This is a genomic window from Microbacterium arborescens (genome assembly GCF_030369635.1).
Lineage (GTDB): Bacteria > Actinomycetota > Actinomycetes > Actinomycetales > Microbacteriaceae > Microbacterium.
In genome coordinates this window covers 947460-972881 of sequence record NZ_CP128474.1, presented here as the reverse complement: position 1 = coordinate 972881, position 25422 = coordinate 947460, and the positions used below count along the sequence as shown (strand labels likewise).

At 71.1% G+C, this 25422-nt stretch carries 24 protein-coding genes; 9 read left to right on the top strand and 15 right to left on the bottom strand.

Annotated features, from left to right (window positions below; translation table 11 throughout):
* Position 1 precedes the first annotated feature (1 nt).
* Entirely contained in the window at positions 2-4528 is a 4527-nt protein-coding gene (locus QUC20_RS04545; RefSeq protein ID WP_289331073.1) for a lamin tail domain-containing protein, read from the bottom strand.
* Between the two features lie 175 nt (positions 4529-4703).
* On the opposite strand from QUC20_RS04545, the gene chrA reads away from it, so the two are divergent.
* Positions 4704-5909: a chromate efflux transporter gene (gene chrA, locus QUC20_RS04540; protein ID WP_289331072.1), complete on the top strand. Its 1206-nt coding sequence runs from the start codon at positions 4704-4706 to the stop codon at positions 5907-5909.
* On the opposite strand, the gene QUC20_RS04535 is transcribed toward chrA, so the two are convergent.
* The 3 genes from QUC20_RS04535 to QUC20_RS04525 form a co-directional block, all read right to left on the bottom strand.
* The gene (locus QUC20_RS04535; protein ID WP_120263181.1) at positions 5899-7176 is read right to left on the bottom strand and encodes an MFS transporter; all 1278 of its coding nucleotides are present in this window, start codon (positions 7174-7176) and stop codon (positions 5899-5901) included. The two genes, chrA and QUC20_RS04535, sit on opposite strands and share 11 nt — an antisense overlap.
* 100 nt (positions 7177-7276) lie before the next feature.
* On the bottom strand, positions 7277-8596 hold the full coding sequence (locus tag QUC20_RS04530; protein ID WP_289331071.1) for a M18 family aminopeptidase: 1320 nt from the start codon (positions 8594-8596) through the stop codon (positions 7277-7279).
* A gap of 34 nt (positions 8597-8630) precedes the next feature.
* Positions 8631-9326 (bottom strand): M15 family metallopeptidase, encoded by a 696-nt coding sequence (locus QUC20_RS04525; protein ID WP_289331070.1) that lies wholly within the window; start codon positions 9324-9326, stop codon positions 8631-8633.
* A gap of 86 nt (positions 9327-9412) precedes the next feature.
* Between QUC20_RS04525 and QUC20_RS04520 the strand changes: the two genes are divergently transcribed.
* Together QUC20_RS04520 and QUC20_RS04515 are read left to right on the top strand one after the other, a co-directional pair.
* Positions 9413-10081: a response regulator transcription factor gene (locus QUC20_RS04520; RefSeq protein ID WP_120263184.1), complete on the top strand. Its 669-nt coding sequence runs from the start codon at positions 9413-9415 to the stop codon at positions 10079-10081.
* Positions 10078-11181 carry a sensor histidine kinase gene (locus QUC20_RS04515; protein WP_353105720.1) on the top strand — a complete coding sequence of 368 codons (1104 nt, stop codon included), beginning with the start codon at positions 10078-10080 and terminating at the stop codon, positions 11179-11181. The genes QUC20_RS04520 and QUC20_RS04515 overlap by 4 nt, the downstream gene beginning before the upstream one ends.
* Positions 11182-11187: 6 nt before the next feature.
* On the opposite strand, the gene QUC20_RS04510 is transcribed toward QUC20_RS04515, so the two are convergent.
* The gene (locus QUC20_RS04510; RefSeq protein ID WP_120263185.1) at positions 11188-11496 is read right to left on the bottom strand and encodes a TraR/DksA family transcriptional regulator; all 309 of its coding nucleotides are present in this window, start codon (positions 11494-11496) and stop codon (positions 11188-11190) included.
* Positions 11497-11704: 208 nt separating this feature from the next.
* Between QUC20_RS04510 and QUC20_RS04505 the strand changes: the two genes are divergently transcribed.
* Positions 11705-11839 carry a hypothetical protein gene (locus tag QUC20_RS04505; protein WP_259455221.1) on the top strand — a complete coding sequence of 45 codons (135 nt, stop codon included), beginning with the start codon at positions 11705-11707 and terminating at the stop codon, positions 11837-11839.
* 120 nt (positions 11840-11959) lie between these two features.
* A complete protein-coding gene (locus QUC20_RS04500) occupies positions 11960-13462 on the top strand; it encodes an MATE family efflux transporter (protein ID WP_289331069.1) in 1503 nt (500 codons plus the stop codon).
* Positions 13463-13480: 18 nt separating this feature from the next.
* Here QUC20_RS04500 and QUC20_RS04495 read toward each other — a convergent pair whose 3' ends face one another.
* The gene (locus tag QUC20_RS04495; protein WP_289331068.1) at positions 13481-15163 is read right to left on the bottom strand and encodes an NYN domain-containing protein; all 1683 of its coding nucleotides are present in this window, start codon (positions 15161-15163) and stop codon (positions 13481-13483) included.
* An 83-nt stretch (positions 15164-15246) separates the two neighbouring features.
* On the opposite strand from QUC20_RS04495, the gene QUC20_RS04490 reads away from it, so the two are divergent.
* Genes QUC20_RS04490 through QUC20_RS04480 form a run of 3 tightly spaced genes read left to right on the top strand, consistent with a single transcriptional unit; the run spans position 15247 to position 17539 of the window.
* The gene (locus QUC20_RS04490) at positions 15247-16044 is read left to right on the top strand and encodes a glycosyltransferase family 2 protein (protein WP_289331067.1); all 798 of its coding nucleotides are present in this window, start codon (positions 15247-15249) and stop codon (positions 16042-16044) included.
* Positions 16041-16898 (top strand): endonuclease/exonuclease/phosphatase family protein, encoded by an 858-nt coding sequence (locus QUC20_RS04485; RefSeq protein WP_289331066.1) that lies wholly within the window; start codon positions 16041-16043, stop codon positions 16896-16898. The genes QUC20_RS04490 and QUC20_RS04485 overlap by 4 nt, the downstream gene beginning before the upstream one ends.
* On the top strand, positions 16895-17539 hold the full coding sequence (locus tag QUC20_RS04480; RefSeq protein WP_289331065.1) for a DUF2238 domain-containing protein: 645 nt from the start codon (positions 16895-16897) through the stop codon (positions 17537-17539). Before QUC20_RS04485 ends, QUC20_RS04480 begins: the two co-directional genes overlap by 4 nt.
* Here the strand turns inward: QUC20_RS04480 and QUC20_RS04475 are convergent.
* The 3 genes from QUC20_RS04475 to QUC20_RS04465 all read right to left on the bottom strand — a co-directional run bounded on the left by QUC20_RS04475 (position 17523) and on the right by QUC20_RS04465 (position 20290).
* A complete protein-coding gene (locus QUC20_RS04475; protein ID WP_120263191.1) occupies positions 17523-18755 on the bottom strand; it encodes an NAD(P)/FAD-dependent oxidoreductase in 1233 nt (410 codons plus the stop codon). The two genes, QUC20_RS04480 and QUC20_RS04475, sit on opposite strands and share 17 nt — an antisense overlap.
* 188 nt (positions 18756-18943) lie before the next feature.
* Positions 18944-19333, bottom strand: coding sequence for a hypothetical protein (locus tag QUC20_RS04470; RefSeq protein WP_289331064.1), 390 nt, complete (start codon positions 19331-19333; stop codon positions 18944-18946).
* Between the two features lie 132 nt (positions 19334-19465).
* Positions 19466-20290, bottom strand: a complete 825-nt coding sequence (locus QUC20_RS04465; protein ID WP_289331063.1) for an SDR family NAD(P)-dependent oxidoreductase — start codon at positions 20288-20290, stop codon at positions 19466-19468.
* Positions 20291-20423: 133 nt separating this feature from the next.
* Between QUC20_RS04465 and QUC20_RS04460 the strand changes: the two genes are divergently transcribed.
* The gene (locus QUC20_RS04460) at positions 20424-20639 is read left to right on the top strand and encodes a hypervirulence associated TUDOR domain-containing protein (RefSeq protein ID WP_289331062.1); all 216 of its coding nucleotides are present in this window, start codon (positions 20424-20426) and stop codon (positions 20637-20639) included.
* Positions 20640-20717: 78 nt separating this feature from the next.
* Here QUC20_RS04460 and QUC20_RS04455 read toward each other — a convergent pair whose 3' ends face one another.
* The 6 genes from QUC20_RS04455 to QUC20_RS04430 form a co-directional block, all read right to left on the bottom strand.
* Positions 20718-21173, bottom strand: coding sequence for an SRPBCC family protein (locus QUC20_RS04455; RefSeq protein WP_120263195.1), 456 nt, complete (start codon positions 21171-21173; stop codon positions 20718-20720).
* A 113-nt stretch (positions 21174-21286) separates the two neighbouring features.
* Positions 21287-22372: a winged helix DNA-binding domain-containing protein gene (locus QUC20_RS04450; RefSeq protein WP_289331061.1), complete on the bottom strand. Its 1086-nt coding sequence runs from the start codon at positions 22370-22372 to the stop codon at positions 21287-21289.
* Positions 22373-22415: 43 nt separating this feature from the next.
* On the bottom strand, positions 22416-23099 hold the full coding sequence (locus QUC20_RS04445) for an NAD-dependent deacylase (RefSeq protein WP_289331060.1): 684 nt from the start codon (positions 23097-23099) through the stop codon (positions 22416-22418).
* Positions 23100-23101: 2 nt separating this feature from the next.
* Positions 23102-23833 (bottom strand): sulfurtransferase, encoded by a 732-nt coding sequence (locus QUC20_RS04440; RefSeq protein WP_289331059.1) that lies wholly within the window; start codon positions 23831-23833, stop codon positions 23102-23104.
* Between the two features lie 125 nt (positions 23834-23958).
* Entirely contained in the window at positions 23959-24807 is an 849-nt protein-coding gene (locus QUC20_RS04435) for an aldo/keto reductase (RefSeq protein ID WP_289331058.1), read from the bottom strand.
* Positions 24808-24881: 74 nt separating this feature from the next.
* Positions 24882-25379, bottom strand: coding sequence for a GNAT family N-acetyltransferase (locus tag QUC20_RS04430; protein ID WP_289331057.1), 498 nt, complete (start codon positions 25377-25379; stop codon positions 24882-24884).
* Positions 25380-25422 lie beyond the last annotated feature (43 nt).

Sequence of the window (25422 nt, the reverse complement as noted above, 5' to 3'; positions counted from 1 at the left end):
CTCAGACCCGTTCGCGGCGATGCGCGCGCCGGCGCAGGAGGGTGAGGAGGGCCCCACCCGCCAGGAGAGCGAGGGCGATCCCGGTCGCGGTGACGGCGGTCGCGCCGTCACCGCCGGTTGCGGCGAGGTCGCGACGAGATCCGGTTCCCGCACCGACGACCGAGCCCGCGGTGTCACTCGCGCCCGCACCGTCGGCCGGAGCCCCACCCGTGCCGCCGGCACCACCGCCGCCTCCGACGCCGCCGTCCGAGCCCCCGCCCGAGCCGCTGCCGGGGTTCCCGGGCTCGGCCGCCGCCACGACCGTGAACAGCGACACCCGCGAGTTGTCGACAGCACCGAACGGATCACTCGTGCGGACGTACCACCCGCGCTCGCCCTCCTCGGCGAGCGGCCATGCGGCCGAGAGGATCGAGCCGCTCGCGACATCCGAGAACGTCGCGATCTCCGTGCCGCCGAGGACCTCCGCCGAGAAGGCGTCGGTGCCGAGGGTGCGCGTGCCCGGGTCGATGCGCAGCTGCTCGTACGTGAGCGCGAACTCCTGCTGCGAGTAGTCCCCTGCTCCCGCCGGGCCCAGGAGGCTCGGCTCGTCGGAGTTGTAGACGTCGAGTGACGGCGAGTAGGTGCGCACGAGCATCTGCCGCCCCTCGTTGTCGAAGTGCAGGAGGCGGAGGAAGCCGAGGCCGCCCTCCGGGAGGCCCTGGTAGTCGAACAACATCGAGTACACGGTGCGATCCGAGACGCCGTCGCCGTCGTCGTCGAACGCGTCCTCGCGCAGGAATGCGTCGTGGTAGTGCCCGGAGAAGACCATGCGGACGTTCGGGTTGGTCGCGACGACCTCGTCCATGACCCGCTGCGGGATCACGCCGAGCCCGCCGGTGGTGAGGATGAACTCGTGCTGCGCGATGATCGCGACGCGATCGGGGTGCTGCGCGAGCACCTCGTTCATCCACGCGATCGATTGATCGCCGGGGAGCCATCCGGTGTACAGCATGAGGAAGTCGATGCCGCCCGCCGAGATGAGGTCGTAGTGACCGCGGTTGTCCTCGAAGCTGCCGCCGTACCAGGGATTGCCGGCGTAGCGGTCCTCGCCGAAGTACGCACCGTAGTTCGAGTAGTCCTCGAGGTGGTGGCCCACATCGTGGTTGCCGGCGAGCACGCCGTAGGGCAGACCGGCCTCGTCGAGGCGGCGGTACTCGGGGTCGGCTCGCTCCCACTGCTCCATGACGTCGTAGTCGTCGATGATGTCGCCGGTGTGGAAGAGGTACTGCAGGTTGAGGTCGTCGCGCCGGTCGAGCAGGTACGAGTGGATGGCCTGCTGGTGACGATACGGCTCCCCGGGCAGGGTGTTCTCGTTGTAGTACTGCGTGTCCGACTCCCACGCCAGGGTGAAGTCGTACTCGCTGCGCGGAACATCGGCGGCGTTGTGCGGTGCGACCGGAGTCGTCCGGTCCGAGCGGTCCGCGCCCGCGAAGCCTTCGGAGTGCTGCACGAGCATCCGCACCACCCGTCCCGCGCCGTCCGAGGCGGCGAATGCGTAGTCGTCGACCGCGACGACGGCGTCGAGCGAGAACGACTCGTCGTCGGACGCGCTCACGTGGCGGTCGACCTCGTCCCATCCCGATCCGTCCGCGCGCTGCACGTAGAGGATCACGGTGGCTCCCGCGTCGGCACGACCCGACCACGTCGAGCGGACATCCGATCCGGCGTCGGCGTCGCTGACTGCGACGTCGAACGACTGGTATGGGAAGGCGCGGTCGCTCGAGATCTCCTCCGCGACCCCGTCGACGGCCGCGAGCGTGCTCAGGTCGTCCGCGGTCAGCGGCTCCGCCTCGGCGCGATCGACGGCGCGAGCGTCCTGCACGGTGCCGGACTGCACGCTGACGTCACCGTCCGACAGATCGAGCCGGCGGCCCTCGAGGAAGCTCACGTCGAGCACGTCGCCCGTCGGGTCCTCGACCTTCGCCTGCAGGGTCACCTCACCGGCGGCGACCTCCGCCCCTTCGGCCGGCGCGAGCGCGCCCGCGCTCGGCTGCTCCTGGTAGGTCGTGAAGGTCGCGGTCCACGTGCCGGTGTTGCCGACGTGGTCGGTCGCGGTGATCTCCACGCGGTGGTCCCCCGCGGCAAGGGCCACCGAGGAGGTCTCATGGGGCAGGGCGATCTCTTCGCCGTCGAGTCGGGCGACGGTGCTCGCGACACCCGAGCCCGCGTCGGTGATCGCGGCGTCGATGAGGATCGGGCCCTGGTACGACGTGCCGTCCACGATCTGAGACACCACGACGGGGGCGGTGTTGTCGACCGTCACCGTTCGCGAGAGCGCCGTCTGTCCGTCGGTGGCGGCGACGACCGCGGCGCCGTCCGCGCGCTCGGTCGTGTCCCACGAGGCCGAGAGCGCGGCGAACGCGTCGTCGGGCAGGGCGAAGCGCGCCTCGTAGAAGTCGAGCTTGCCCGTCGGGGCTCCCGTCTCGGTCACGCTGTCGCCCATACGGAGGACGGCGGCGGGGTCGTCGTAGCCGACGGGTGTGAGCGTCCGCCCGTCGGGCAGGACCAGGCGCAGGCCTCGGATCTCGAAATCGTCGTTGTTCTCGGCGAGGTCGATCTCGGGCGCCTTCTTCGTTCCCGCCCAGACGCTGACGACGAGCTCATCGCCGCGGACGACGTACTCGAGCGGAACGGGGGTGACGACCGTCTCCCATCCCTCCGTGCCGATCTCGAAGATGTTGAGGACATCGTCGCCGATGCGCACGCCGTTCTTGAAGTAGTAGTTGACGTTCGTCGTGTCGAAGACGAATCGGGGTTCGTCCTCCAGAGTGGGCTCGGTCGGCACGGCCGCCCCGTCGATCGTCAGCTCGATCGGACTGGGGTAGGTGTCGCCGGCTGCCACGACCTCGGTCGCGCCCGAGACGAACCGGCCGTCCTCGAGATTGAGCCGGACCGGATTGGCGTCGACCCCCGCTACCGGGACACGACGAGCCTCGGTGGACGTGGAGTTCGTGCCGTCGCTCGCCGTGATCGTGTACTCGTACCAGCTCTTGCCGATGAGGTCGGCGGCGTTGACTACGAACGTCACCGATCCGTCGCCCGCGTCGAGGAGGTTGATGCGCGCCGGGGCGCGATCGACGTCGTTGGCGAGTTCGAGCGTCACGGTCCGCGCCAGCACATCGTCGGTCACGGTCGCGGTGATGGCGAAGTCGGTGCCCGGCTGGATCTCGGCGGCGGTGCCGTCGACGATCATCGGCGCTTGCGTGTCCGGCGCGACGATCATGAGCCCCGCGGGAACCTGGTCTGCCTGCACGGCACCCGGTGACGCCGGGGCGAGATCGACGATCCGCTGCGTGGCGACATCCGCTCCGACGGTGTAGCGGATCCCCTGGTCGGCCACGGTGTCATCGGCGCCGTCGAGGTTGTACAACGCCGTGCTGACGTGGCGGCCGCTGTTGGTCTCGATGGCGATGCCGCGAGCGGAGCCGTTCGCCATACCCGCGGAGGAGATCTCGACGAGGCCCTCACCCGGAACGAGGCTCGAATCGAAGTGGGCGTTGAAGTCGGCGGCGGTGAGCGCGTCGTTGGCGCCGTTCTTGATCCACAGCACCAGCGTCTCCCCGCCCGGGATCACGACGTCGCCGGGCACGGCCGGCCAGACGCTCGACGAGCCCTCGACCGGGTACAGGTAGTCGATCGTGTAGTCGGAGAAGTCGATCGGGTCGCTCGAGGCGTTGTACACCTCGATGAACTCGAAGGCGTCCGAGCCCGCGACGTTCGCCGAGTCGGGCAGCAGCTCGGTGATCTGCAGCGGCGCGGTGACGACGGTCGGATCGGGCTTCGGGTCGAAGCCCGACTGGCCCCCGGGCTCCTCGCCGACGGGCGGGGTGACGGCTTCGGGAGCCACGACACCGGGGGTGGCCACGGCCGGTTCCGCGAGGATGTCGGCACCGCCGTCGACCCGCTCGGCGGGCAGGCGGAAGTGCGCGGATTCTCCGGCCGCTGCCGCGGTGCGCCCGTAGGTCGACCACCCGACCGTCTGGTCGTTCTGAAGGATGCGGATACCGCGCGGCGCACTGTTGGCCATCCCGGCCTGCCCCGTCACGCGCACCACGGTCGTGTCGGCGCCGGCCCCCCAATGCGCCCGGAAGTCGTCGACCGAGCGGGCGAAGGAATCGACGCTGCCCGCCGTGTAGCTCAGCCAGAACACCACGGTGCCGCCGGCGGGGATCACGACCGGGTCGGGCAAGGTGAGCGGCACGTCGCGAGAGCGATCGGCGCCGTCGGTGTAGGTGTACGCGAACGAGACCCCCGCGGCCGCCAGGTCGACGTCTGCGGCACCGCGGTTGTGCACCTCGAAGAACTCGTAGTCGTCGACGCCGACGTTGTCGGGGGCGATCTCGGTGACGATCAGCGGGTCGGATGCCGCGTCGGCAGCCGTGGGCGCTGCAAGCGCGGGAGCCGCCAGCGAGAGCGAGACCGCTCCCGCGGCGAGCGACGCCGTCATCGCGATGGTCAGGAAACGGGCGCGTGGGCGCTCAACGGGCATGACAAGCCACCTTCGGTGCAAGAGGGATGCCGCCGACGGTAGGGACCGCACGCGAGCGCGAGGTGAACGGCGCTGCCCCGCCAGGTGTCCGCCCGGTGACGCGCCGCGACATCTCGGTGTGCTAGTCAGGCGTGGCGTTCACCGCGTGTTCACGGATCGATGGTGCGCTGGACGCGTGTCGAACCTCGCCGCCGTGTTCGTCGTCTTCCTGCGCCTCGGGCTGACCTCCGTCGGGGGCCCTGTCGCGCACCTCGGCTACTTCCGCGACGAGTTCGTCGCGCGGCGCCGGTGGATCGGCGACCGCGTCTACGGCGAGCTCGTGGCCCTGTGCCAGTTCCTGCCGGGGCCCGCGTCGAGCCAGGTGGGGTTCGCGATCGGCCTGCGCCGTGCCGGGCTCGCGGGCGCGCTCGCGGCCTTCGCCGCGTTCACCCTGCCCTCGGCGGCGCTCATGGTGTGGGCGGCGAGCGGTATCGGGGCCGTGACCGGCCCGGTCGCGACCGGGGTGATCGACGGCCTGAAGGTGGTCGCGGTCGCCGTCGTCGCACACGCGGTCTGGGGCATGGCTCGGACCCTCGCTCCCGACCGCCCCCGCGGGACCATCGCGATCGCGGCGGCGGTCGGTACCGCCCTCGTGGGCGGGCCGTTCGCCCAGTTCGGCGCGATCGCGTTCGGCGCTCTCGCGGGGGCCCTGTGGCTCCGCGAGGATGCCGCGACACTCGACTCCGACGACGCCGCGGACGACGCCCTTCCGAGCGCGGGCACCCGCATCGGCATCGCCGCGCTCGTGGTCCTGGCCGCCCTCCTCGTCGCGAGCCCGATCGCCGCACGGGTCACGGGAGACGGCGTCATCGCCCTGTTCGACGCGTTCTTCCGCTCGGGCGCGCTCGTCTTCGGGGGCGGCCACGTCGTTCTCCCGCTTCTCGAGAGTGCGGTCGTCGGCCCCGGCTGGGTCGATGCCGAGACGTTCCTCGCCGGATACGGCGCGGCGCAGGCCCTCCCCGGACCGCTCTTCTCGTTCGCCGCCTACCTGGGCGCGCTCTCGAGCGTCGGCCCCGGGGGCGCAGCGGGAGCCGCGATCGCGCTCGTCGCGATCTTCCTGCCCGGCTTCCTCCTGCTCCTCGGGGCCTTGCCCGTGTGGGCAGTCCTCCGGCGCCGCCCCCGCGCACGAGGCCTGGTGAGCGGGGCGAGCGCGGCGGTCGTCGGCATCCTCGGCGCCGCCCTCTACGACCCGGTCTTCACGACGTCGGTGACCCGCGTCGACCAGTTCGCGCTCGCCCTCGTCTGCTTCGGTCTACTGACGCTCTGGCGCTGTCCGGCCTGGATGGTCGTGGTGCTGGGGGCCGGTGCGGGCGCGGCGACCGGAGCGCTGCTCAGCGGCTGACGAGGGAGCGGGTGGAGCGGGCGCCGCGCGGCATCCGGGCTCGTTCGGCTGCACGCTCACGACGCTCGATGGCGAGGTTGACGCCGCCGAGCACCAGGACGAGCACCGCGGCGATCGTCGGCAGGAGCATCGCGAGCCGGACGTCTCCCGCCTCCGCGATCGCGCCGGTGACGGCCGATGCGAGCGCTTGAGCCAGCGTCAGCGCCGACCCGAGCAGTGTCATCGTGGTCGCCGACCGGCCGACCGGGCTGCGGTGACCGGCGATGCTGAACAGCGTCACGAGCGTCGGGCCGACGCCGAGCCCCATCAGCAGGAGCATGACGATGACCGCGCCGAGCGAGTCCGAGGCGGCGTAGCCGCCGGCCGAGATCGCGAGGACGGCCGCGAAGACGAGCCAGCGGTGCCGCAGCGCGAAACGCGAGGGCAGCAGCACGACGGCGAGCGCGAGAGCGGCTGACCCGATGCCCATGAGGCCGTAGAGCAGCCCCGCCTCGACACCCTCGCCCGCGGTCTGCGCGAAGGCCGTGAGCGACGTCAGCGTCGCGCCGAAGAAGAGCCCCACCCCGAAGGTGCCCGCCACGAGGACGAGGATGCGAGGACGCAGCACCTGTGCGATGGGCGCCCGCTCCTCGCTCTCGCCGGGCGCCAGGGCGGCAGCAGCGATGAGACCGCTCGGGTGCAGGGCGAAGGCGGTCACGAAGACGAGGCTCAGGGCCGCGGCGATCGCGATCGGAGCCCAGGGTGCGATCGCGGCGGCGAGGATGCCGACCAGGAACGGGCCGATGACGAACGCCGTCTCGTCCGCGGCGGATTCGTACGACATGACGCGTGAGAGCGTGCGCGGGCGGTGCTCGGGGCTGAGACGGACGCGGATGATGCCCATCAGTCGACTGCGTGACATCGCCGCCGCCTGCGGCGCGCTCAGACCGATCGCCGCGGCTGCGGTCAGGATCAGCGGGTCGGGAGCCCCGGCAGTGACGACGATGGGGAACACCCCCAGCAGGAGGCCGTTGAGGATGCCGAGGGGAACCAGCACCCGGCGCTGCCCGAATCGATCGACGGCGTCTCCGATGACGGGACCGGCGATCACCACGCCGACGCCGACGGCGGCGGACGTGAGCCCGCCGAGCCCGACCGATCCCGTCGCCGAGACGACGAGGGTGAGGACACCCACGACCATCATGGCGAAGGGAAGCCGGGCGATGAACGCGATCGGGAAGAACACCCGACCGGTGTGGTGGATCAGGGAACGATCATTCGACGTCATGCATGCCTCCGAGCAGTCAGCTCGTTCTCACGTGCCGCCTTGCTCCGTCAGCAGGTAGTTGCATCGCTTCGCCCGGGCCGGCGCCGCGGACCGCTCGAGTCTACCGGCGGAACAGCTCTTCGGCGACGAGAGAGAGGTCGTGGAGGTCGGAGACCCCCGCGAGCTCGCGCGCCGAGTGCATCGAGAGGATCGGGATCCCGACGTCGACCGTGCGGATGCCCAGGCGGGTGGCGGTGATCGGGCCGATGGTCGAACCGCACGGCACGGCGTTGTTCGAGACGAACTCCTGGCTGCGCACGCCCGCCGCGTCGCACCATCCGTTCCAGGCGGCCGCTCCGACGCCGTCCGTCGCGTACCGCTGGTTCGCGTTGATCTTCAGGATCGGTCCCGATCCGAGCACCGGCAGCACGACGGGGTCGTGCTTGTGCGCATAGTTCGGGTGCACGGAGTGCCCGACGTCGCTCGAGACGCACCACGACGCCGCGAGTCCGCGCATGCGTTCCTCGCGATCGGCACCGAGACCGAACTGGATGCGTTCCACGACATCGGCGAGGAACGGGCCGGCCGCCCCCGACCGGGTCGCCGAACCGACCTCCTCGTGGTCGAAGACGGCCAGCATCGCGATATGACCGGCATCGAAGCCCGCGGCGGCGCGCTCGAGGGCGACGACGCCGGCATGAACGGAGGCGAGGTCGTCGAGGCGCCCGGATGCGAAGAAGACGTCTCCCGCGCCGAAGACGGCGCCGCGCGCGGCGTCCGCCGTCACGACGTCGTATCCGCGGATGCGGCCGGCATCCACTCCGGCCTCGCGGGCGAGCTCGCCCAGCAGGTCGGCTGACTCGGCCGAGCCGAGCCCCCACACGGGTTGCGTCTGCGTCTGCTTGTCGAGGGCGAGATGGTCGTTGGCCTCGCGATCGAGATGGATGGCGAGCTGGGGCAGACGAAGCAGCGGTCCCGTCGCGGTGAGCACCGAGGTGCCGTCATCCAGCACGAGGCGACCGGCCAGTCGCAGTTCGCGGTCGAGCCACGAGTTCAGCAGCGGCCCGCCGTAGACCTCGACACCGGCCTGCAGCCAGCCGAGGCGGCCGGTGGTGGGTCGGGGCTTGAGCTTGAACGCGGGCGAGTCGCTGTGCGCGCCGAACACCCGCACGGGTGTCACGGCGGTCGCGGATGCCGGCACGATCCACGCGAGCACGGCACCGTCGCGCACCACCACGTAGCGCCCGCCGGGCTGTTCCGGCCAGCGCTCGTCCTCCGACAGCGGGGTGAACCCGGCGGCGACGAGGCGACGAGCGACATCGGCGGCGGCGTGGAAGCTCGACGGCGACGCTGCGACGAAGTCGGCGAGGTCGTCGGCATGGGAGCGGGCGGCGGCGGTGACGGCAGACACGGTGACTCCTGGATCGTTGGGGGCCTGCATCGATCGTAGGCGCACCCGCCGCCGCATCCCGGGCTCAGCCGTTGGCATCGGTGCGCATGGGCGGGCACTCCGTGCCGGGCGCAGTGGCCAGCTCGAAGTGCCAGGGCTCGTTGCCGTAGGTCTGGCAGATGCCGAACTCCGACCCGTACGAGATCAGCCAGTACTGCGCGTCGACGGGTCCGATGTCGATGGCGTCGCCGCTGACGTGGCGCGACTGCTCGGGGGTGGCGACGTAGGCGCGGGCGGTCTCCTCCCCCACCGACGCGATGCGGGCATCGAGAAGCCACTGCTGGTACGCCGCGCTGCGCCATCCGCTCGTCACCCCGAGGTGGATGCCGTCGTCGGCGGCGCGCGCTTCCGCGGCGCGCATCGCCCCCAGCAGTTCGGGGTCGAGTCGCGAGATGGCGGGTAGATCGTCGTCCCACAGGCTGATCTGCACGCCGTCCTCGATGAACCCGTCATCGGCCGTCGGCGAGAACGCCAGGCCCGGGAGCACCGGCGGCATCGGCGGCAGCTGCAGGCCCGTCGCACCCGCGAGCGCACCGGTGACGGTCGCCCCGAGAGCCGCCGCGCCCGCGACGACGACCGCGGCGAGAGCGAGGCGACGACGACGAACACGGCGGGATGCCCGCGCTCGCGGACGCGGCGGCACGAAGGTCCCTCGCCGTGCGGACTCGATCGTCGGCAGCGCGAGCGGGCGGGGCGGAATCGAGGGGGAAGGAGTGCTCATGCCTCCAGAGCACACGAGCGGATGTTGCCACGACGTCGCCGATTCCGCATACGCCGGCGATATGCGCGCCCGCCTATCCTGAGGCCATGCGTGTGCTGATCGTCGAGGACGAGCTGTTCCTCGCCGAGGCGATCCGCGACGGACTGCGCCTCGAGGCGATCTCCGCCGACCTCGCCGCCGACGGGGAGACCGCGCTGGAACAGCTGGCGATCACCGCATACGACGTCGTCGTGCTCGACCGCGACATCCCGGGCCCGAACGGCGACGAGATCGCCCGGCTCCTCTCGCAGCGCCCCGAGGCTCCGCGCATCCTCATGCTCACGGCGGCGGACCGGCTCGACGACAAGGCCTCGGGCTTCGAGTCCGGCGCGGACGACTACCTCACCAAGCCGTTCGCGATGCGCGAGCTCGTGCTGCGGCTGCGCGCTCTGGCCAGGCGGTCGGCGAACGCCGCTCCCCCGATCCGCGAGTTCGGCGACGTCCGACTCGACCCGTTCCGACGCGAGGTCTACCGAGACGGACGCTACGTCGCCCTGACGCGGAAGCAGTTCGCCGTGCTCGAGGTGCTCCTCAGCGCCGGAGGCGGGGTCATCAGCGCCGAGACGCTGCTCGAACGCGCCTGGGACGAGAATGCCGACCCGTTCACGAACGCGGTGCGCATCACGATCTCCACGCTGCGCAAACGACTCGGCGAGCCCTGGGTCATCGAGACGGTGGCGGGCGTCGGGTACCGGATGTCGGACCCCGCACCGTGATCGCCCGCCGCCGCGGGCTCTCCCTGCGGGTCTCGCTCACCCTCAGCTACGCCGGTTTCCTGGTCGTCGCGGGCGCGGTGCTCTTCGGCGTCGGGCTCCTGGCCCTGCGGTTCGTGCCGAGCGGCGACCTGTTGAGCCAGTCCACCGGCGGCTGGGCCCCCGGACGCGGCGACCTCACCGACGTCTTCGTGAAATACGCATGGTGGGCTCTGGCCGCACTGGTGGTCGTCGGCCTGGTCGGCGGGTGGTTCCTCTCGGGATGGATGCTCGCCCCGCTCGGGCGCATCACCGACGTCGTCGGACGAGCCGATGCGGCCACGCTCCACCGCCGGATCGCCCTCCGCGGACGCCGGAACGAGCTCACCGACCTCGCCGACGCCTTCGACGACATGCTCGACCGGATCGAGCGGGCGGTCGCCGAGGAATCGCGCTTCGCGGCGAACGCGTCGCATGAGCTGCGCACTCCGCATGCCGTCATCCGGACGATCGTCGAGGTCGCCCGCGCCGATCCGGACGGGCGCGACGTCGACCTCGTTCTGAGCAGGATCGCCCAGACCAACGAACGGGCGATCGTGACGACCGAGGCGTTGCTCGAGCTCGCGCGTGCCGGCCGAGCCGGTCTGACTTTCGAGCCCGTCGACCTCGCGGAGGTCGCCCAGCGGGTCGTCGCCGACGCGCGCGAGATCGAGCTCACGGCACCGCGCCGCACATCACCGAGCATCCGGCTGGAGTCGGGCCCGGCGATCGCGCGCGGCAACGCCGCCCTTCTCGGGCAGCTCGTGTCGAATCTCGTCACGAATGCGCTCCGCCACAACCTCCCCGACGGCGGCGAGGTCGCGGTGCGCACACGGACGGCGCCGGACGGTTCGGCGCTGCTCGAGATCGTGAACACCGGACCCGACCTCGATTCGGCTCGCGTCGCGACACTGACCGAGCCGTTCGTCCGGGCGGGCGACCGCACCCGCGCGGCATCCGACCGCGGCGTCGGTCTCGGGCTGACCATCGTCTCGGCCATCGTCCGCAGCCACCGCGGCGATCTGCTCATCACCCTGCGCGACGGCGGAGGCCTGTTCGTGCGCGTGGCGCTGCCGAGCGCCTGATCGGCCTCAGGCGGTCTCGGCCCGGCTCTGGCACTCGATGCATGCCGGCGCGTACGGCACCGCTTCCAGTCGCGCCGGTGCGATCGCCCGCCCGCATCCGACGCACCGGCCGTACGAGCCCGAGCGAACGCGGTCGAGCGCCTCGGTGATCAGAGTGATCGTCGCGCGGTGCGATGCGGCGGTCTGGTAGGCCACCGGGTCGACGGAGGGAACAGCGCGGGGCTCGATGTCCTGCAGCAGCTCACGGCGCTCGGCGAGCAGCGCCTCGAGGCGCATTCGCACGTCGCTCGAGGTCGCTTCAGCGGTCTTTTCCATTTTTCTTCCGTTCTGCTTTTCAGGGTGCACCAAAAGCCCCGGTCTCGAGCCCGCAAAGGCGAGACGACGGGGCGGTGACCACCAACCATAGCCACACCGCACAAAAAAGCAAGTCACGGGAATCGGCGACCGAAAACCGATTTGACTTCCTTTTTTTCCGGGCTATGGTCGGGAGTCACACGCCAGCCACGAGGGGAAGCGAGTTCTCATGTCGACGAAAACACCACGCACACGAGGCGACAAAAAGGCGCCGCAATTGACGTTGAAGGAAAAGCGCGCAGCCAAGCGCGAGAAGCAGGATGACGGCGCGTTCCTGAAGCCGCGCAAGGGATCCGCTCGCTGACACCGCGAGCGCGCATGCGGGATCCCCCGTGGCGCATCTCGAATCGATTCGATACACTGACTGACGGCGGCGCTCCGGCGCCGCCGTTGTCGTGCCCGCATCTTCTCGAAAGCCACCGCGATGTCCCGCACCCTCACCACCGGCAGCCCCTGGCGCGTCATCCTCGCGTTCTCGGTGCCCCTTCTGATCGGCAACGTGGTGCAGCAGATGTACCACATCGTCGATGCGGTGGTGGTGGGCCGCTGGCTCGGGGTCGACGCGCTCGCGGCCGTCGGCGCGACGGGTTCGATGCTGTTCCTGCTCATCGGTTTCGCGTGGGGGCTCACCTCGGGATTCGCGATCCCCACGGCGCAGGCTTTCGGGGCCGGCGACCACGCCGCCGTGCGCCGCTCGGTCGCAGCGGGGGCCACGCTGACAGCCATCACGAGCGTCGTGCTCACCGTCGTGGCGCCGTTCCTCTCGCGACCACTGCTGCAACTCCTGCAGACGCCCCCGGAACTCCTCGACGACGCGACGGCGTTCGCCGTCGTCAGCTTCCTCGGCGCGGGGGCGACGATGTTCTTCAACTACCTCGCGGCGATCATCCGTGCGATCGGCGACTCCCGCACGCCGCTGATCTTCCTGACGGTGGCCTGCGTCTTCAACGTCGTGCTCGTGGTGGTGATGGTCGGCCCGCTCGGGTGGGGCGTCGGCGGCGCCGCCCTCGCAACGGTCGTGTCACAGGCACTGTCCGTGGGACTGTGCCTCGACTACATCCGGCGCCGTATCCCGGTTCTGCGCATGCGGCGCGCCGACTGGCGCATCACCCGAACCGACCTCGCGCTGCACCTGCGGCTCGGCCTGCCCATGGGCTTCCAGGCGTCGATCATCGCCATCGGCACCCTCGCGGTGCAGGTCCGTCTCAACGAGCTCGGCGCCGACGCCGTCGCCGCCTACACGACCGCCTCACGTGTCGACGGCCTGGCGGTGGCCCTGCTGCAGTCGCTCGGACTCGCCGTGTCGATGTTCGTCGCTCAGAACTACGGCGGTGGGCGCCCCGACCGCATTCGTCAGGGCGTCGCGCAGGCGACCTGGATGGCCGTGATCGGCGCCGTCGGGCTCGGCGTGGTGCTCATCACCTTCGGGGCGCCGCTGGTCCGGCTCTTCGTCGGCGACGGTTCGGACGGCGTCGTCTCCCTCGCCGCCCTCATGCTGATCATCAACGGGGCGACGTACACCGCGCTGGGCGTTCTGTTCGTCTTGCGCGGGGCCCTGCAGGGACTCGGCCACACCCTCGTGCCGACCGTCACCGGCATCGTCGAGCTCGTCATGCGTGCCGGGGCGGCCGTGGTGCTCGGTGCGTTCCTGGGGTTCGCGGGAGTCGCATGGAGCAACCCCCTCGCGTGGCTGGGGGCGACCGTCATCCTCGTTCCGGCCTACCTCCGAGCCCGGCGCGAGCTCGCCGACATGCCCATCGCCCGCGCCGATCACATCAGCACGGCGACGACCCCCGTGCCCGTGGTCGGGCCGGCGAGCGGCTCGATGGTCGTCGATGCCGTGGTCACCCAGCCCGTGCCTGTCATCCCCGACACGCGGCGACGACGTCGCCCGCTCGCCGCCGCACTGCGCCGCGGCCGCGGCTGACCGGAACCCGCCCCGCGGTCAGCTCACCGACGAACCCGGCCGGGATGCGCGGCGCGGTGCCCGCTTGACGGGGGCGGATGCTGCCGCCGGAGCCGATGCGGCGTCGGCGGGCGCCTCGGCCGCAGGCTCGGCAGCCGGCTCGACCGGCGCCTCGGCAGCCGGAGCCTTGCGGCTGCGCGACGCGCGCTTCGGCCGGGCGGGCGCCTCGGAGTCCGACTCGCCCGACGGAGCCTCCGGGGCGCTGGTCCGGCTGCGCGACGCGCGCTTGGGCCGTGCGGGGGCCTCGGTCTCGGTCTCGACCGGCTGAGCGGTGCCGGTCTCCGGAAGCGACACGGATGCCGCGTCGGCGCTGGGCTCGGCGGCGGCCGGAGCAGCCGTCGCCGACGGTCCGTCGTCGTCCGCCGCGGACGCGGCACCGGTGCGGGCGGTCGTCGCCCGAGGGGTCCGCGTCTTCGCAGCGCCGCTCTTCGGCGCCGTCTTGGTGGATGTCTTCCGCGCCGGCGTCTTCTTCGTCCCCGCGCTGACCGCCACCGTCTCGCCTTCGGCCGGCGAAGCATCCGCAGAGCCGGTCGCCTCGTCACGGCTCTCGCCCTCCGGCGCATCCGCATCCGCATCCGCATCCGCATCCGCGGACAGTGCCGCCGATGCCGTGGCGTTGGCGCGCGAGGCGGACGAGACCGCGTCGAGCGCGGCATCCAGAGCTGCGCCCAGAGTGAGCTGCTCGATCATCGGACGGCGTCCGCGCGCCGACGACCCGCTCGTCCCTTCGGCCGGGGCGGATTCCCGGGAGCTGTCGTCATGAGAATCCGCGCCGCCCTCCGGCACGGCCGAGGCGGCAGCCTCGGCGTCGGCTACCGCGCTCTTGGCACGCGACGACGGCTTGCGCCGCGAGCGCCCACCCGCGGACCCGGTCTCGACGTCGCCGCGACCCTTTGCAGGCGCATCCGCCGAGTCGTCCGAGGCCTTCGACCCCGACGTGCTCTTCGGGCGCAGGGACATGCCGCCCGGCTTCGACTCGATCGTGAACAGGCCCACGGCGCGGACGAGGTCCGACAGCTTCGCATAGCCCCAGTTCCGGGGGTCGAAGTCGGGCTGCTGCTTGCGCATGAGCTGACCGACGGTGCCGAGGTCGGACCAGCCGTCGTCGGCCGAGGCGGTCTCGGCGGCGCTGCGCAGGAGAGCGACGAGGCGCGCGTCGGCACGCAGCGCCGCCGCCGTCCAGCGCTCCGAGGTGGTCGATCGCGCGGCGTCCCGCTCGTCGACGACGCCGAGCACCTCGAGGTAGGTGAACTGATCGCACGCGTTGCGGAAGGCCTCGGGCGTCTTGCGCTCACCGAAGCCGTACACGGTGACACCCTCTTCGCGGATTCGGGATGCCAGACGCGTGAAGTCGCTGTCGCTCGAGACGATGCAGAACCCCTGGAACCGTCGCGTGTACAGCAGATCCATCGCATCGATGATCAGAGCACTGTCGGTCGCGTTCTTGCCGGTGGTGTTGTCGAACTGCTGCATGGGCTGGATGACGTGCTCGCTCGCGGCGTCCTTCCATCCACGGAGCTGAGATTTGGTCCAGTCGCCGTAGACGCGCTTCACCGAGGCCGTGCCGTAGGTCGCGATCTCGGCCAGCACCCCGCCGATGCGCGAGGGCGAGACGTTGTCGGCATCGACGAGGACGGCGAGGAGATCGCTCTGCTGAGGCATACCTCCAGCATGTCATTGACGAGGCTCGACAGCACTGTCAAGGCGCTCCCGCCCGTGCGCCGCCGGTCGTAGCGTGAGGTCCGATGACACTCGAATCCCGGCCCCTGCCCCACCGCCCGACCGTGTCGGTCGTGATCCCGGTGAAGGACGACGCCGTGATGCTGCGACGGTGTCTGCGCGCCCTCGCCGAACAGACCGAGCCGCCCGACGAGATCGTCGTGGTCGACAACGGCTCGCGCGACGACTCCGCCGACGTCGCCCATGCCGCCGGCGCGCGCGTCGTCGAGTGCGCGGCCACCGGCATCCCCGCGGCGGCGGCGACGGGGTACGACCACGCGACCGGCGATCTCGTCCTGCGGCTGGATGCCGACTCGCTCCCCGCCCCGACCTGGATCGCCGACCTCTGCCGCGACTTCGCACGCAGGCCCGACATCGCCGTGCTGACCGGAGGCGCCCGCTTCGTCGACGGGCCGCGGGCGCTGCGACGCCCCCTCGCCGCGACGTACCTCGGGCTGTACGCGCTCCTGGGGTTCGCCGCGCTGGGCCATCTGCCGCTGTTCGGCTCGAACCTCGCCTTCCGGCGCACCGCGTGGCGGAGCGTCAGCACCGAGGTGCACCGCGCAGACGCCGAGGTGCACGACGACTTCGACCTCGCCTTCCACCTGGGCGGGCGTCACCGGATCGCATACTCGCGCCGCGCAGACATGGGGATCTCCATGCGACCCTTCGACGATCGGCGCGCCTTCGGCACGCGCATCGCCCGGGGCTTCCACACCGTCGTCTCGCATTGGCCCGACGAGCTGCCGCACCGCCGCGTGGCTCGCCGGCTACGCCGCACGGGTCGCCACGACCTCACCCGCGCAGCGGAGGGGCGGCGATGACGCGCGCAGCGAGCGAGAGCGCCGTCGCCCATTTGTTCGGCCCGAGCGAGCTGCATCCGCACGACCTCCACGTCGCGACTTGGAACATCCGCCGGCGCATCGACGGACCGACCTGGCCGCCGAACGACCGCTGGACGGTGCGCGGTCGGCGGTTGGCCACGGTGCTCCACGCGGACCCGCCCGCTATCCTCGGCACGCAGGAAGCGATGCCCGACCAGGCCGATCTCGTCCGGGCCTCCCTCGGCACGTCGTACCGCTTCGTCGGTCACGGCCGCAACGCCGACGGCCGTGGCGAGGGCTGCCCGATCTTCTTCGACTCCGACCGTCTCGAGCTGACGGGCCATGAGCAGTCGGCCCTCTCCGAGACACCCGAGGTCGCGGGCTCGACGTCGTGGGGAAACCCGGTACCGCGGGTGGTGGTCCGCGCTGCCTTCCGTGATCGGGTCACCGGCGGCTCACTGACCGTGCTGAACACGCACCTCGACGTCTTCTCCGCCCGATCACGGCTGCGCTCGGCCTGGCAGCTGCACGACCTCGCCGCCGAGACGACGGGGGCGGTGATCGTCATGGGCGACATGAACGCCGGCCCGGGCTCCGCTCCACTGTCAGCGCTGTTCAGCAGCCGTCTCGTCGACGCGTGGCAGGCGGCGGAGGTCAGGGCGACGCCGCTCTGGGACACCTACGGCGGCTACCACCCGCCGCGCGTGCGGAAAGGGCCGATCGACTGGATCGCGGTCGATCGCTCCCTCCGCGTCACACGGGCCGCCGTCGACACGCGCACGATCGACGGCGCGGCACCGTCGGACCACCTGGGCGTCCACGTGCTCCTCCGCCTGGACGGGGGCGCGTCGTGAGCCGGCCCACCATGATCGAGAACTTCCTCCGCCCGCCTCGCACGACGAGTGCCGTCGTCGCAGACGCGGTCCGGCTGTGCGGTGTGCTCAGCATCGTGGTCGCGGCGCTGTGGTTCGAACTCACGGATGCCGGCATCCTGGCCTTCGCCCTCCCGGCTCTCGTCGCGCCGCGCTTCGTCGGCGTCCGTCCCGCATTCGACATCGTGTGCGGCGTCACGGTGCTGGTCGCGGCCTGGAGCAACGTGGTCGACCTGTATCGCAGCGTTCCGTCGTGGGACATCCCGGTGCACCTCGTGTGCACGGGCGTGCTCGCGGCGCTCGCGTACATCGCGGCGGCCCGCATCTCGATCGTGCCGCTTCCCGGCGGCGAGGGGTTCCGCCGGCGCACCGGCCTCGTCGTCACGACGGCCTTCGGGCTGGCTTTCGCCGCGCTCTGGGAGATCGTGGAGTGGGCGGGCAAGCTCTTCGTCGACTCGATCCTCGTGACCTACGACGACACGATCGGCGACATGGCCGTCGGCGGCCTCGGTGCGCTGATCGCGGGCATCTTCGTGGCACGCGTTCGCCTGAAGGCGGAGGGCACGGCCGAACGGGGGCACGACGCCGATCAGGATGCCGCGGGCGTCACGCCCTCCCGGTGAGGATGAGGTTCCAATACACCCAGGGCAGCACGCGGCGGTCGAAGAACCAGGACAACGCGCTCTCGCGGTACATGCGCCGGAAGAAGGGGATCGTCGGCATGAGCTCGCCCGAGGGCCCGAACTCGGCCCACACGACGCTCGAGCGCGACACCGTCATGGGGCACACGCCGTACCCGTCGTAACGTGCGCGGGGCTCGTCTCCCGCCAGGGCCGCGGAGAGGTTCTTCGCGAGGACCATGGTCTGCTTGCGCAGAGCTCCCCCGCTCTTCGAGTTCGTCGTGGCAGCGGCATCGCCGATCGCCCAGATGCCGGCGAAGCGGGTGTGGCGAAGGGTCGCGGGATCGACGTCGACGAACCCGTCCGCGTCGCCCTCGGCGGCGAGCCCGGATTCCCGGATCCAGTCGGGCGCCGACTGCGGCGGCACGACGTTGACGAGGTCGAACCGGATGCGTTCGATGCCGGTCGGCGACGCGATCACGACCTCGGAGGCCGCGGCATCCACCTCGATCAGCGCGCTCTCGGTCCGCAGCTCGATGCCGTAACGGTCGATCGCCCGCTGGATCTCCCGGTCGAAGGCCGGGATGCCGAACACGGTCTTCTCCGGAACCACGAGGATGACCCGGATGTCGTCCAGCACCCCGATGCGCTGCCAGTAGTCGCACGCCTGGTACATGGGCTTCTGCGATGCGCCCGCGCACGAGGCGGGACCGGCGGGCTGCGTGAAGACGACGGTGCCCCGCCGCAGATCGCGCAGGCGCAGCGACGTGCGCGCCGCGAGGTCGCCCTCGTAATGGGTGGTCACGTCGCCTGTCCCGATCGATTCAGCCAGCCCCGGCACGCTCGCCCAGTCCTTCTGCATCCCGGGGCTCAGGACGAGGTGGTCGTAACCGACCTCGTCGCCCGATGCGAGGCGGACGGTCGAGCGGTGCGGGTCGACGGAGATCACGGCATCCTGGATCCACCGGACGCCGTCGGGGATGACGCTGCGCTGCGGCCGAACCGTCTCGCTGATACGCGCCGTACCGCCGGCGACGTGCGAGAACAGCGGCTGGTACTCGTGGGTGTCCTTCGGCTCGATCAGCGCGATGTCGTCGACGCCCTGCCGCTGCAAGCGGGCTGCCGCTGATACTCCGCCGTTGCCGCCGCCGACCACGACGACCCGGTGATGCGCGGTGTGCGACCGAGTCGCTCGAGGATCGGATGCTGCCGTCGCCATGTGATCACGCTAGGCGTAACCCTCGGAACGACGAGGGTGGTTGCGTCGGGCGAGCGCGGGGTCTAGAGCGTCGCGCGCATCCCGCCGAGAACGCACCGTCGCCGCGAGCACGCACGTTGGACGGTGCGTTCTCGGCGCGGAGGTACGTTCTCGGGGGCCGGGCCGGGGCGGGCCGGGGCAGGCCGGGGCTAGAGCGTCTCGGTGATGTAGATAAGGATGAAGATGGCGAGCACGCCGACGGCGAGGATGCCCATCGCGAATGCGAGGCGGCGGTTGCGCACGGGCGCCTCGTCCGATGAGCGCGCGGCGACCACCATCATCGCCCAGCCGACGACCGCGTAGACGACGCCGACCGCGGGCAATGCCGTCTGGAGCTGGAAGGCCAGCACGAAGAGCACGATCGCCACCGCAGCCAGGACGCCCGCGGGCACGAGCCAGCGCGACGCCGCCCCCTGCCGGAAGCTCGCTTGGTTGGTCAGATCCGTGGGATCGGGCCTCGGGTGGCGGTCCGGCATCTGCTCGGGTCCGTGGGGCTCGTTGCGCTCGTCGACCATGTCGTCCTCCCGTTCGCCCCTCACGGTAGGTGTTCCCCCGCGCCCCGCCGCCCCCCTTGCGCATCCCGCGCCGAGCGCGCACCATCCACGCGAAAGCGCACGTCGCACGGTGCGTTCTCGGCGCGGCGGTGCGTTCTCGGCGCTGACACCGTCGCGTCAGCGGGCGAGGCCGACCATCTCGGCGCTGCGGTCCCAGAGCTCCCGGGCGAGGCCGGCGTCGGTCGCGTCGCGGTGAGAGCGGGCCGGGCGATCGTTCTCGTAATAGGCGCCGGGAACCCAGTCGCGGTTCGGCGTGCCGTCGGCGAGGAAGACCAGTCGTGCACCGCCCTCGTCGGTCGTCGTGAGCAGGCGCCGGGCGATCGGGTTGTGGTAGACCCAGCGGAGGGGGCCGGGCACGTTCGCGGCGAACTGGGTCGCGACGACTCCGGGGTGGAACGCAGCCGCTGCGATGCCCCGATCGCCGAAGCGGGTCTGCAGCTCGCGGGTGAAGAGGATGTCGGCGAGCTTGGCATTGCCGTATGCGATGCGCCCCGAGTATCGCTTCGCCGCGTTCAGATCGGTCACGTCGAACCGCGAGAACAGGCGCGCGGCCACGCTCGCGGTCTGGATGACGGATGCCTCACTCTCGATGAGCCGGTCCAGCAACAGGTTCGTCAGCAGGAACCCGGCGAGGTGATTGACCTGGAACGTCTGCTCGTAGCCGTCGACGGTGAGCGCACGCGGGCCGAAGATGCCGCCGGCGTTGTTGGCGAGCACGTCGATGCGCGGGTACGCCTCGAGCAGTTCGTCGGCGAGGCGCCGCACCTGTGCGAGCTCGGCGTAATCGGCGAGGTGGTAGGGCGCGTCGAACGTGCTCGCAAGAGCACGTGTCTTCTCGGGCGAGCGTCCGACCAGGACGACGCGATTCCCCTCTCGGACGAGGCGCCGCGCCGCGGCCGCGCCGATTCCATCGCTTGCTCCCGTGATGACGATCGTGCGCATGTGGGCAGTCTCGCAGGCCGCGGCCGGTCGGCGAGAGCACTGGCGCATCCGGCCCCGGTGTGTCAACGGCTTCTCCCCCGGTCCCGCCGGGCGACAGGATCGCCGCAACCGATGCACAACGGAAGGAGCCGCGATGGCTCAGGAACTGTCGAAGGGCGACCGCGTCAGCTGGGATACCTCCCAGGGGCGGACGCACGGGAAGATCGTCGAGAAGAAGAAGAAGGACTTCCAGTTCGCCGGTCAGAAGTTCACGGCATCCGCCGAGGAGCCGGCCTTCATCGTCGAATCGGAGAAGAGCGGCGACCAGGCGGCCCACAAGCGGTCGGCGCTGCGCAAGCTCCGCAGCTGAGCCGCAGCATCCGCTCGATGCGACGAGAGGCCCCTCCGCTGATCGGAGGGGCCTCTCGTCGTACCGGAGCGATCGAGGTCAGTTCTCGATGTCGCCGCGCCAGGCACCGGTCTCGGTGCCGCGCGACTCGATGAACTCCTTGAAGCGGGTCAGGTCCTTCTTCACGGCGTGGTCGTCGATGCCGATGGCGGCGCCGACCGACTCGACGAAGCCCTCGGGCGTCCAGTCGAGCTGCACCGTCACGCGCGTCTCGTCGTCGCTGAGCTTGTGGAAGGTCACGACGCCGGCATGCTCGTCCTTGCCCTCGACACTGTTCCAGGCGACCCGCTCGTCAGGGTGCTGCTCGGTGATCTTCGCGGTGAACTCGCGCTCGGCCCCGCCGATCTTCACCTTCCAGTGGGTCGTGCCGTCGTCGAGCTGGGTGACCGACTCGACGAAGCTCAGGAAGTGCGGGAACGACTCGAACTGCGTCCACTGGTTGTATGCGACGGAGACGGGCACGTCGACGTCGATGGTCTCGATGATGCGAGCCATGGGCGGCTCCTTTCGTTTCGATTGCGGGGCTGTCACCATGCTTCGCCGTCGGCGCCGCCGTGGCGACCGCCTTGCGACGTCGACGGACGGCTGGTAGGCCCGCGATCGATGTTTCAGTCGAGCCCGCGCACGGGCACGCCGAGCCATTCGGCCAGGTCGCGGATCTCCGCCTCGACCATCTCGCGCTCCTCGCTCTCCCACGGCACGAGCTCGTGCAGCGCGGCGACGACGAGATGCTCCTTCGGCTTGTCGAGGGCGGCGTCGAGAAGGCCGATGAACCGGTCGCCGCAGAGGATCGGATGCGCGAAGTAGCCGTACACACGCTGCGCTCTCGGTACGAACTGCTCGAGTTTGTAGGTGAAGTCGAACGCTTCGATCAGGCGGGGGCGGTCGAACAGCATGCCGTCGTAGGGGTTGAGGATCGCGACCCGCCCTCCCGGGTCGTCATCGACGGCCTCGAACGCCCGCGGGTCGACCCGCCACTTCCAGGTGCTCCCCTCGACGACGGCGGGCTCACCGGCCATCCCCACCCCCGACCACGACGACTTCTGCCGCGCGAGCCCCGCGCCCTGCAGCCGGCGCTCGTCGAGGAAGGCCCCGGCCTCGTCGTAGGTGAGGTCGTCGGGCTCGGCACCGCGCGCCCGCTCGGCGACATCCCACCGGCGCAGCCGACCGGCACGCCCGACGACCGCGACCTCACCGAGCCGCTCGAGCAGGTCGAGCATGCGCGGCACCTGGTTGTCGCTGTACCAGCCGCTGTCGTTTCCGGCGGGCACGGCGGCGGTGTCGGGGATATCGGCCGCCAGCAGCGGTCCGTCGGCGCGCAGCCGCGCCAGGACGTCGGCGCGGAAAGCGCTGTTGGCCTCGAGCCACGCCGCGGTGCTCTCGCGGACGGGACGCAGCCGCATCCGCACGCGCATCGCCGGAAGCATGCTCGCGGGGTGGAACGAGCCGGCGTACTCGAAGAGCTGCCGGTCGTCTTCGACGGCCTTCGTCAGCTGCCCCGGCTCGTACCCCCAGCCGATCCTCGCCCACGGGATCGCCTGCTCGCTGGGCGCGATGACGGCCGTCGGGTCGATCTTGATCGCGCCGATCTGCTCGGCCACCTCGACGACGTCGCCGGGACGGTCTGCTTCGAGCAGCTGCGCCCGAACGATGATGCGGCGGGCCTGCTCACGCGTGAGCCGGTGCGGTTCCATGCCACGACGCTACCGCCCACCCCCGACGCGGCCGAGGCACGCCTCAGAAGCGGGCGACCCACTCGGGAACGGTCACTGTGGCCGGGCCGATCACGACGTCGTCGAAGAGGCGCACGTCTTCGTGGGCCTCGAGGTTCAGCAGTGCGGTGCGTGCACCCGCTTCAGCCGCCACCGCGACGAGGGATGCCGCGGGCGTGACCGCGCCCGATGTCCCGATCACCCAGAAGTGCTCGCACAGGGCCACCGCATCGAAGATGTCGTCGAGCCCGTAGACCGCTTCTCCGAACCACACTACGTCGGGGCGGAGCGCGCGAGCCCCGCACGCCGGACAGGGCGGCCGCCCGGCGAGGTCGCCGCGCCACGGCATCCGCTCTCCGCATGTCTCGCACAGCGCCGACCCCAGCTCGCCGTGGATGTGGCTGACGCTCCGCGACCCGGCGCGCTCGTGCAGGTCGTCGATGTTCTGCGTGACGACGAGCACGTCGCCCGGGCGCCGCGCTTCGAGGTCGGCGAGGGCGAGATGTGCGGCGTTCGGCGCGGCGACGGCCGCCGCACGGCGCCGCTCGTCGTAGAACGCGTGGACGAGGGCGGGGTCTGCCCGATAGCCCGCGGGAGTCGCGACGTCCTCGATGCGGTGGTCCTCCCAGAGCCCGTCGGCGGCGCGGAAAGTGCGGATACCGGACTCGGCCGAGATCCCGGCGCCGGTCAGGACGACGATCCGCGTCACGGTCAGCGCCGCGCAGACAGGTCGGGGGCGAGAGACTCGCGCTCGTCGAACACGAAGCACTCGCCGTTCCAGTGCGCGCCGCCCTCGCGCTCGAAGTAGCCGAGGATCCCGCCCTCGAGCTGGTAGGCGTCGACCCCCTCCTCGCGCAGGACGATCGCGGCCTTCTCGCAACGGATGCCGCCCGTGCAGAAGCTGACGACCGTCTTGCCGGCGAGCTGGTCGTGGTGCGCGGCGGCGGCATCCGGGAACTGCGTGAAGCGCTCGATCCGCCAGTCGACGGCTCCCGCGAACGTGCCGTAGTCGACCTCGAACGCATTGCGGGTGTCGAGCAGCACGACCTCGCGTCCGGAGTCGTCGTGGCCCTGGTCGAGCCAGCGCCGCAGGTCGCCGGGGGTCACGCTCGGCGCACGTTCGTCCGCCGGACGGATCGTGGGGCGGTCCATGCGGATGATCTCGCGCTTGACCTTCACGAGCATCCGGCCGAACGGCTGCTCGTCGGACCAGCTCTCCTTGGCGGTCAGCGCCGCGAAGCGCGCATCGGCGCGGAGGTCGTCGAGGAACTCGCGCACCGCGCTCTCGGCCCCGGCGAGGAACAGGTTGACGCCCTCCTCGGCCAGCAGGATCGTGCCCTTCAGCCCCGCGCCCTCGGCGCGCTCGCGCAACACGTCGCGAAGCGCGGCGGGATCGGCGATGTGCGTGAAGAGGTACGCCGAGACGTTGAGAACGGATGCCACGCCTCCAGCCTACGAAACCCGCGGCCGCACGCGGATCGGGCGCAGTTCCCGGCATCCGCCGCAGAATCATCTGCGCGCGTAGCCGCGAACTGCGCCCGAAGCCGAACCCCGATCGGGGTCGTCGGTCAGTTCACCTCGGAGGGGTGCGCGCTCACGCGGCCCGAGCCGTCGCCCGGGTCGAGCGCCGAGATCGCGTCGACCTGCGCCGTCGTGAGCTCGAAGTCGAACAGCGAGGCGTTCTCGACCATGCGCTCACGGCTGACGGTCTTGGGGAACACGATGAATCCGCGCTGCAGGTGCCAGCGCAGCACGACCTGAGCCGGGCTCTTTCCGTGAGCGGCCGCCGCCTCGGCGACGGGCTCGGCGCCGAAGAGGTCGTACTTGCCCTGACCCAGGGGCCCCCACGACTCGATGCGGACACCCTTGTCGGTCGCCCAGTCGACGACATCCTTCTGCTGATACGCCGGGTGCAGCTCGATCTGGTTCACCGCGGGGAGCACGCCGGTCTCGGCGGAGATCTTCTCGAGGTGCTCGACGAGGTGGTTCGAGACGCCGATCGAGCGGGCGTGACCCGCGTCGCGCAGCTCGACGAGCTTCTGCCACGCGTTGACGTAGTTGCCGTTGGCCGGGGCCGGCCAGTGCACGAGGTACAGGTCGACGTAGTCGAGGCCGAGCTTCTCGAGGCTCTCCGACAGGGCCTTGCGGGGCTCGTCGCCGCCCTGACGGTCGTTCCACAGCTTGGTCGTGATGAACAGCTCGTCACGCGGGATGCCGCTGGCGGCGATCGCGCGGCCGACACCCTCTTCGTTGCCGTAGATCGCGGCGGTGTCGATGTGGCGGTAGCCCGCATCGAAGGCCTCGGAGACGAGCCGCTCGGTCTCGGCCGGGTCGACCTTGAAGACGCCGTAGCCGAGCTGCGGGATCTCGAAGCCGGAGTTGAGGGACACGTTCGGAACGTGGATCTGATCTGCCATGGCTCCACCCTACGAGCGCGCACCGGCCGCGTCGTCGGGATTGACGCGGGACGCCCCGAGAGGCAAGGCGCTGTTCAGCCGGCGAGCGCGTGCAGGGCGTCGCCCGTGAGGCGCTGCGTCGTCCACTCCGCCATCGGCTCGGCGCCGATCGAGCGGTAGAACGCGATCGAGGGGGCGTTCCAATCGAGAACGGTCCACTCGAGCCGCGAATAGCCGCGTTCGACGCAGACCTCGGCGAGCGACGCGATCAGCGCCTTGCCGTATCCGGTGCCCCGTTGCGACTCGTCGACGAAGAGGTCTTCGAGCCAGATGCCGTGGCGGCCCGTCCAGGTCGAGTAGGTCAGGAACCAGATCGCGATGCCCACGATCGCCCCCTCGCGCTCGACCACGTGACAGAACGCGCGGGGCTCCGCTCCGAACAGCGTCTCGCGCAGCATCTCGGCCGTGTTGTCGACGGCATCCGGCTCGCGTTCGTAGACGGCGAGGGCGTGGATGCAGGCGAGGATGCCGGTCTCGTCACCGGGCCGGGCGGCGCGCAGCACAGCGCCGCCGGGGAGGTCGCGGGGGGTCATCCCGTCAGCGTATCGAGCGTGCGGTGCGCTCCGCGCCGCCGCC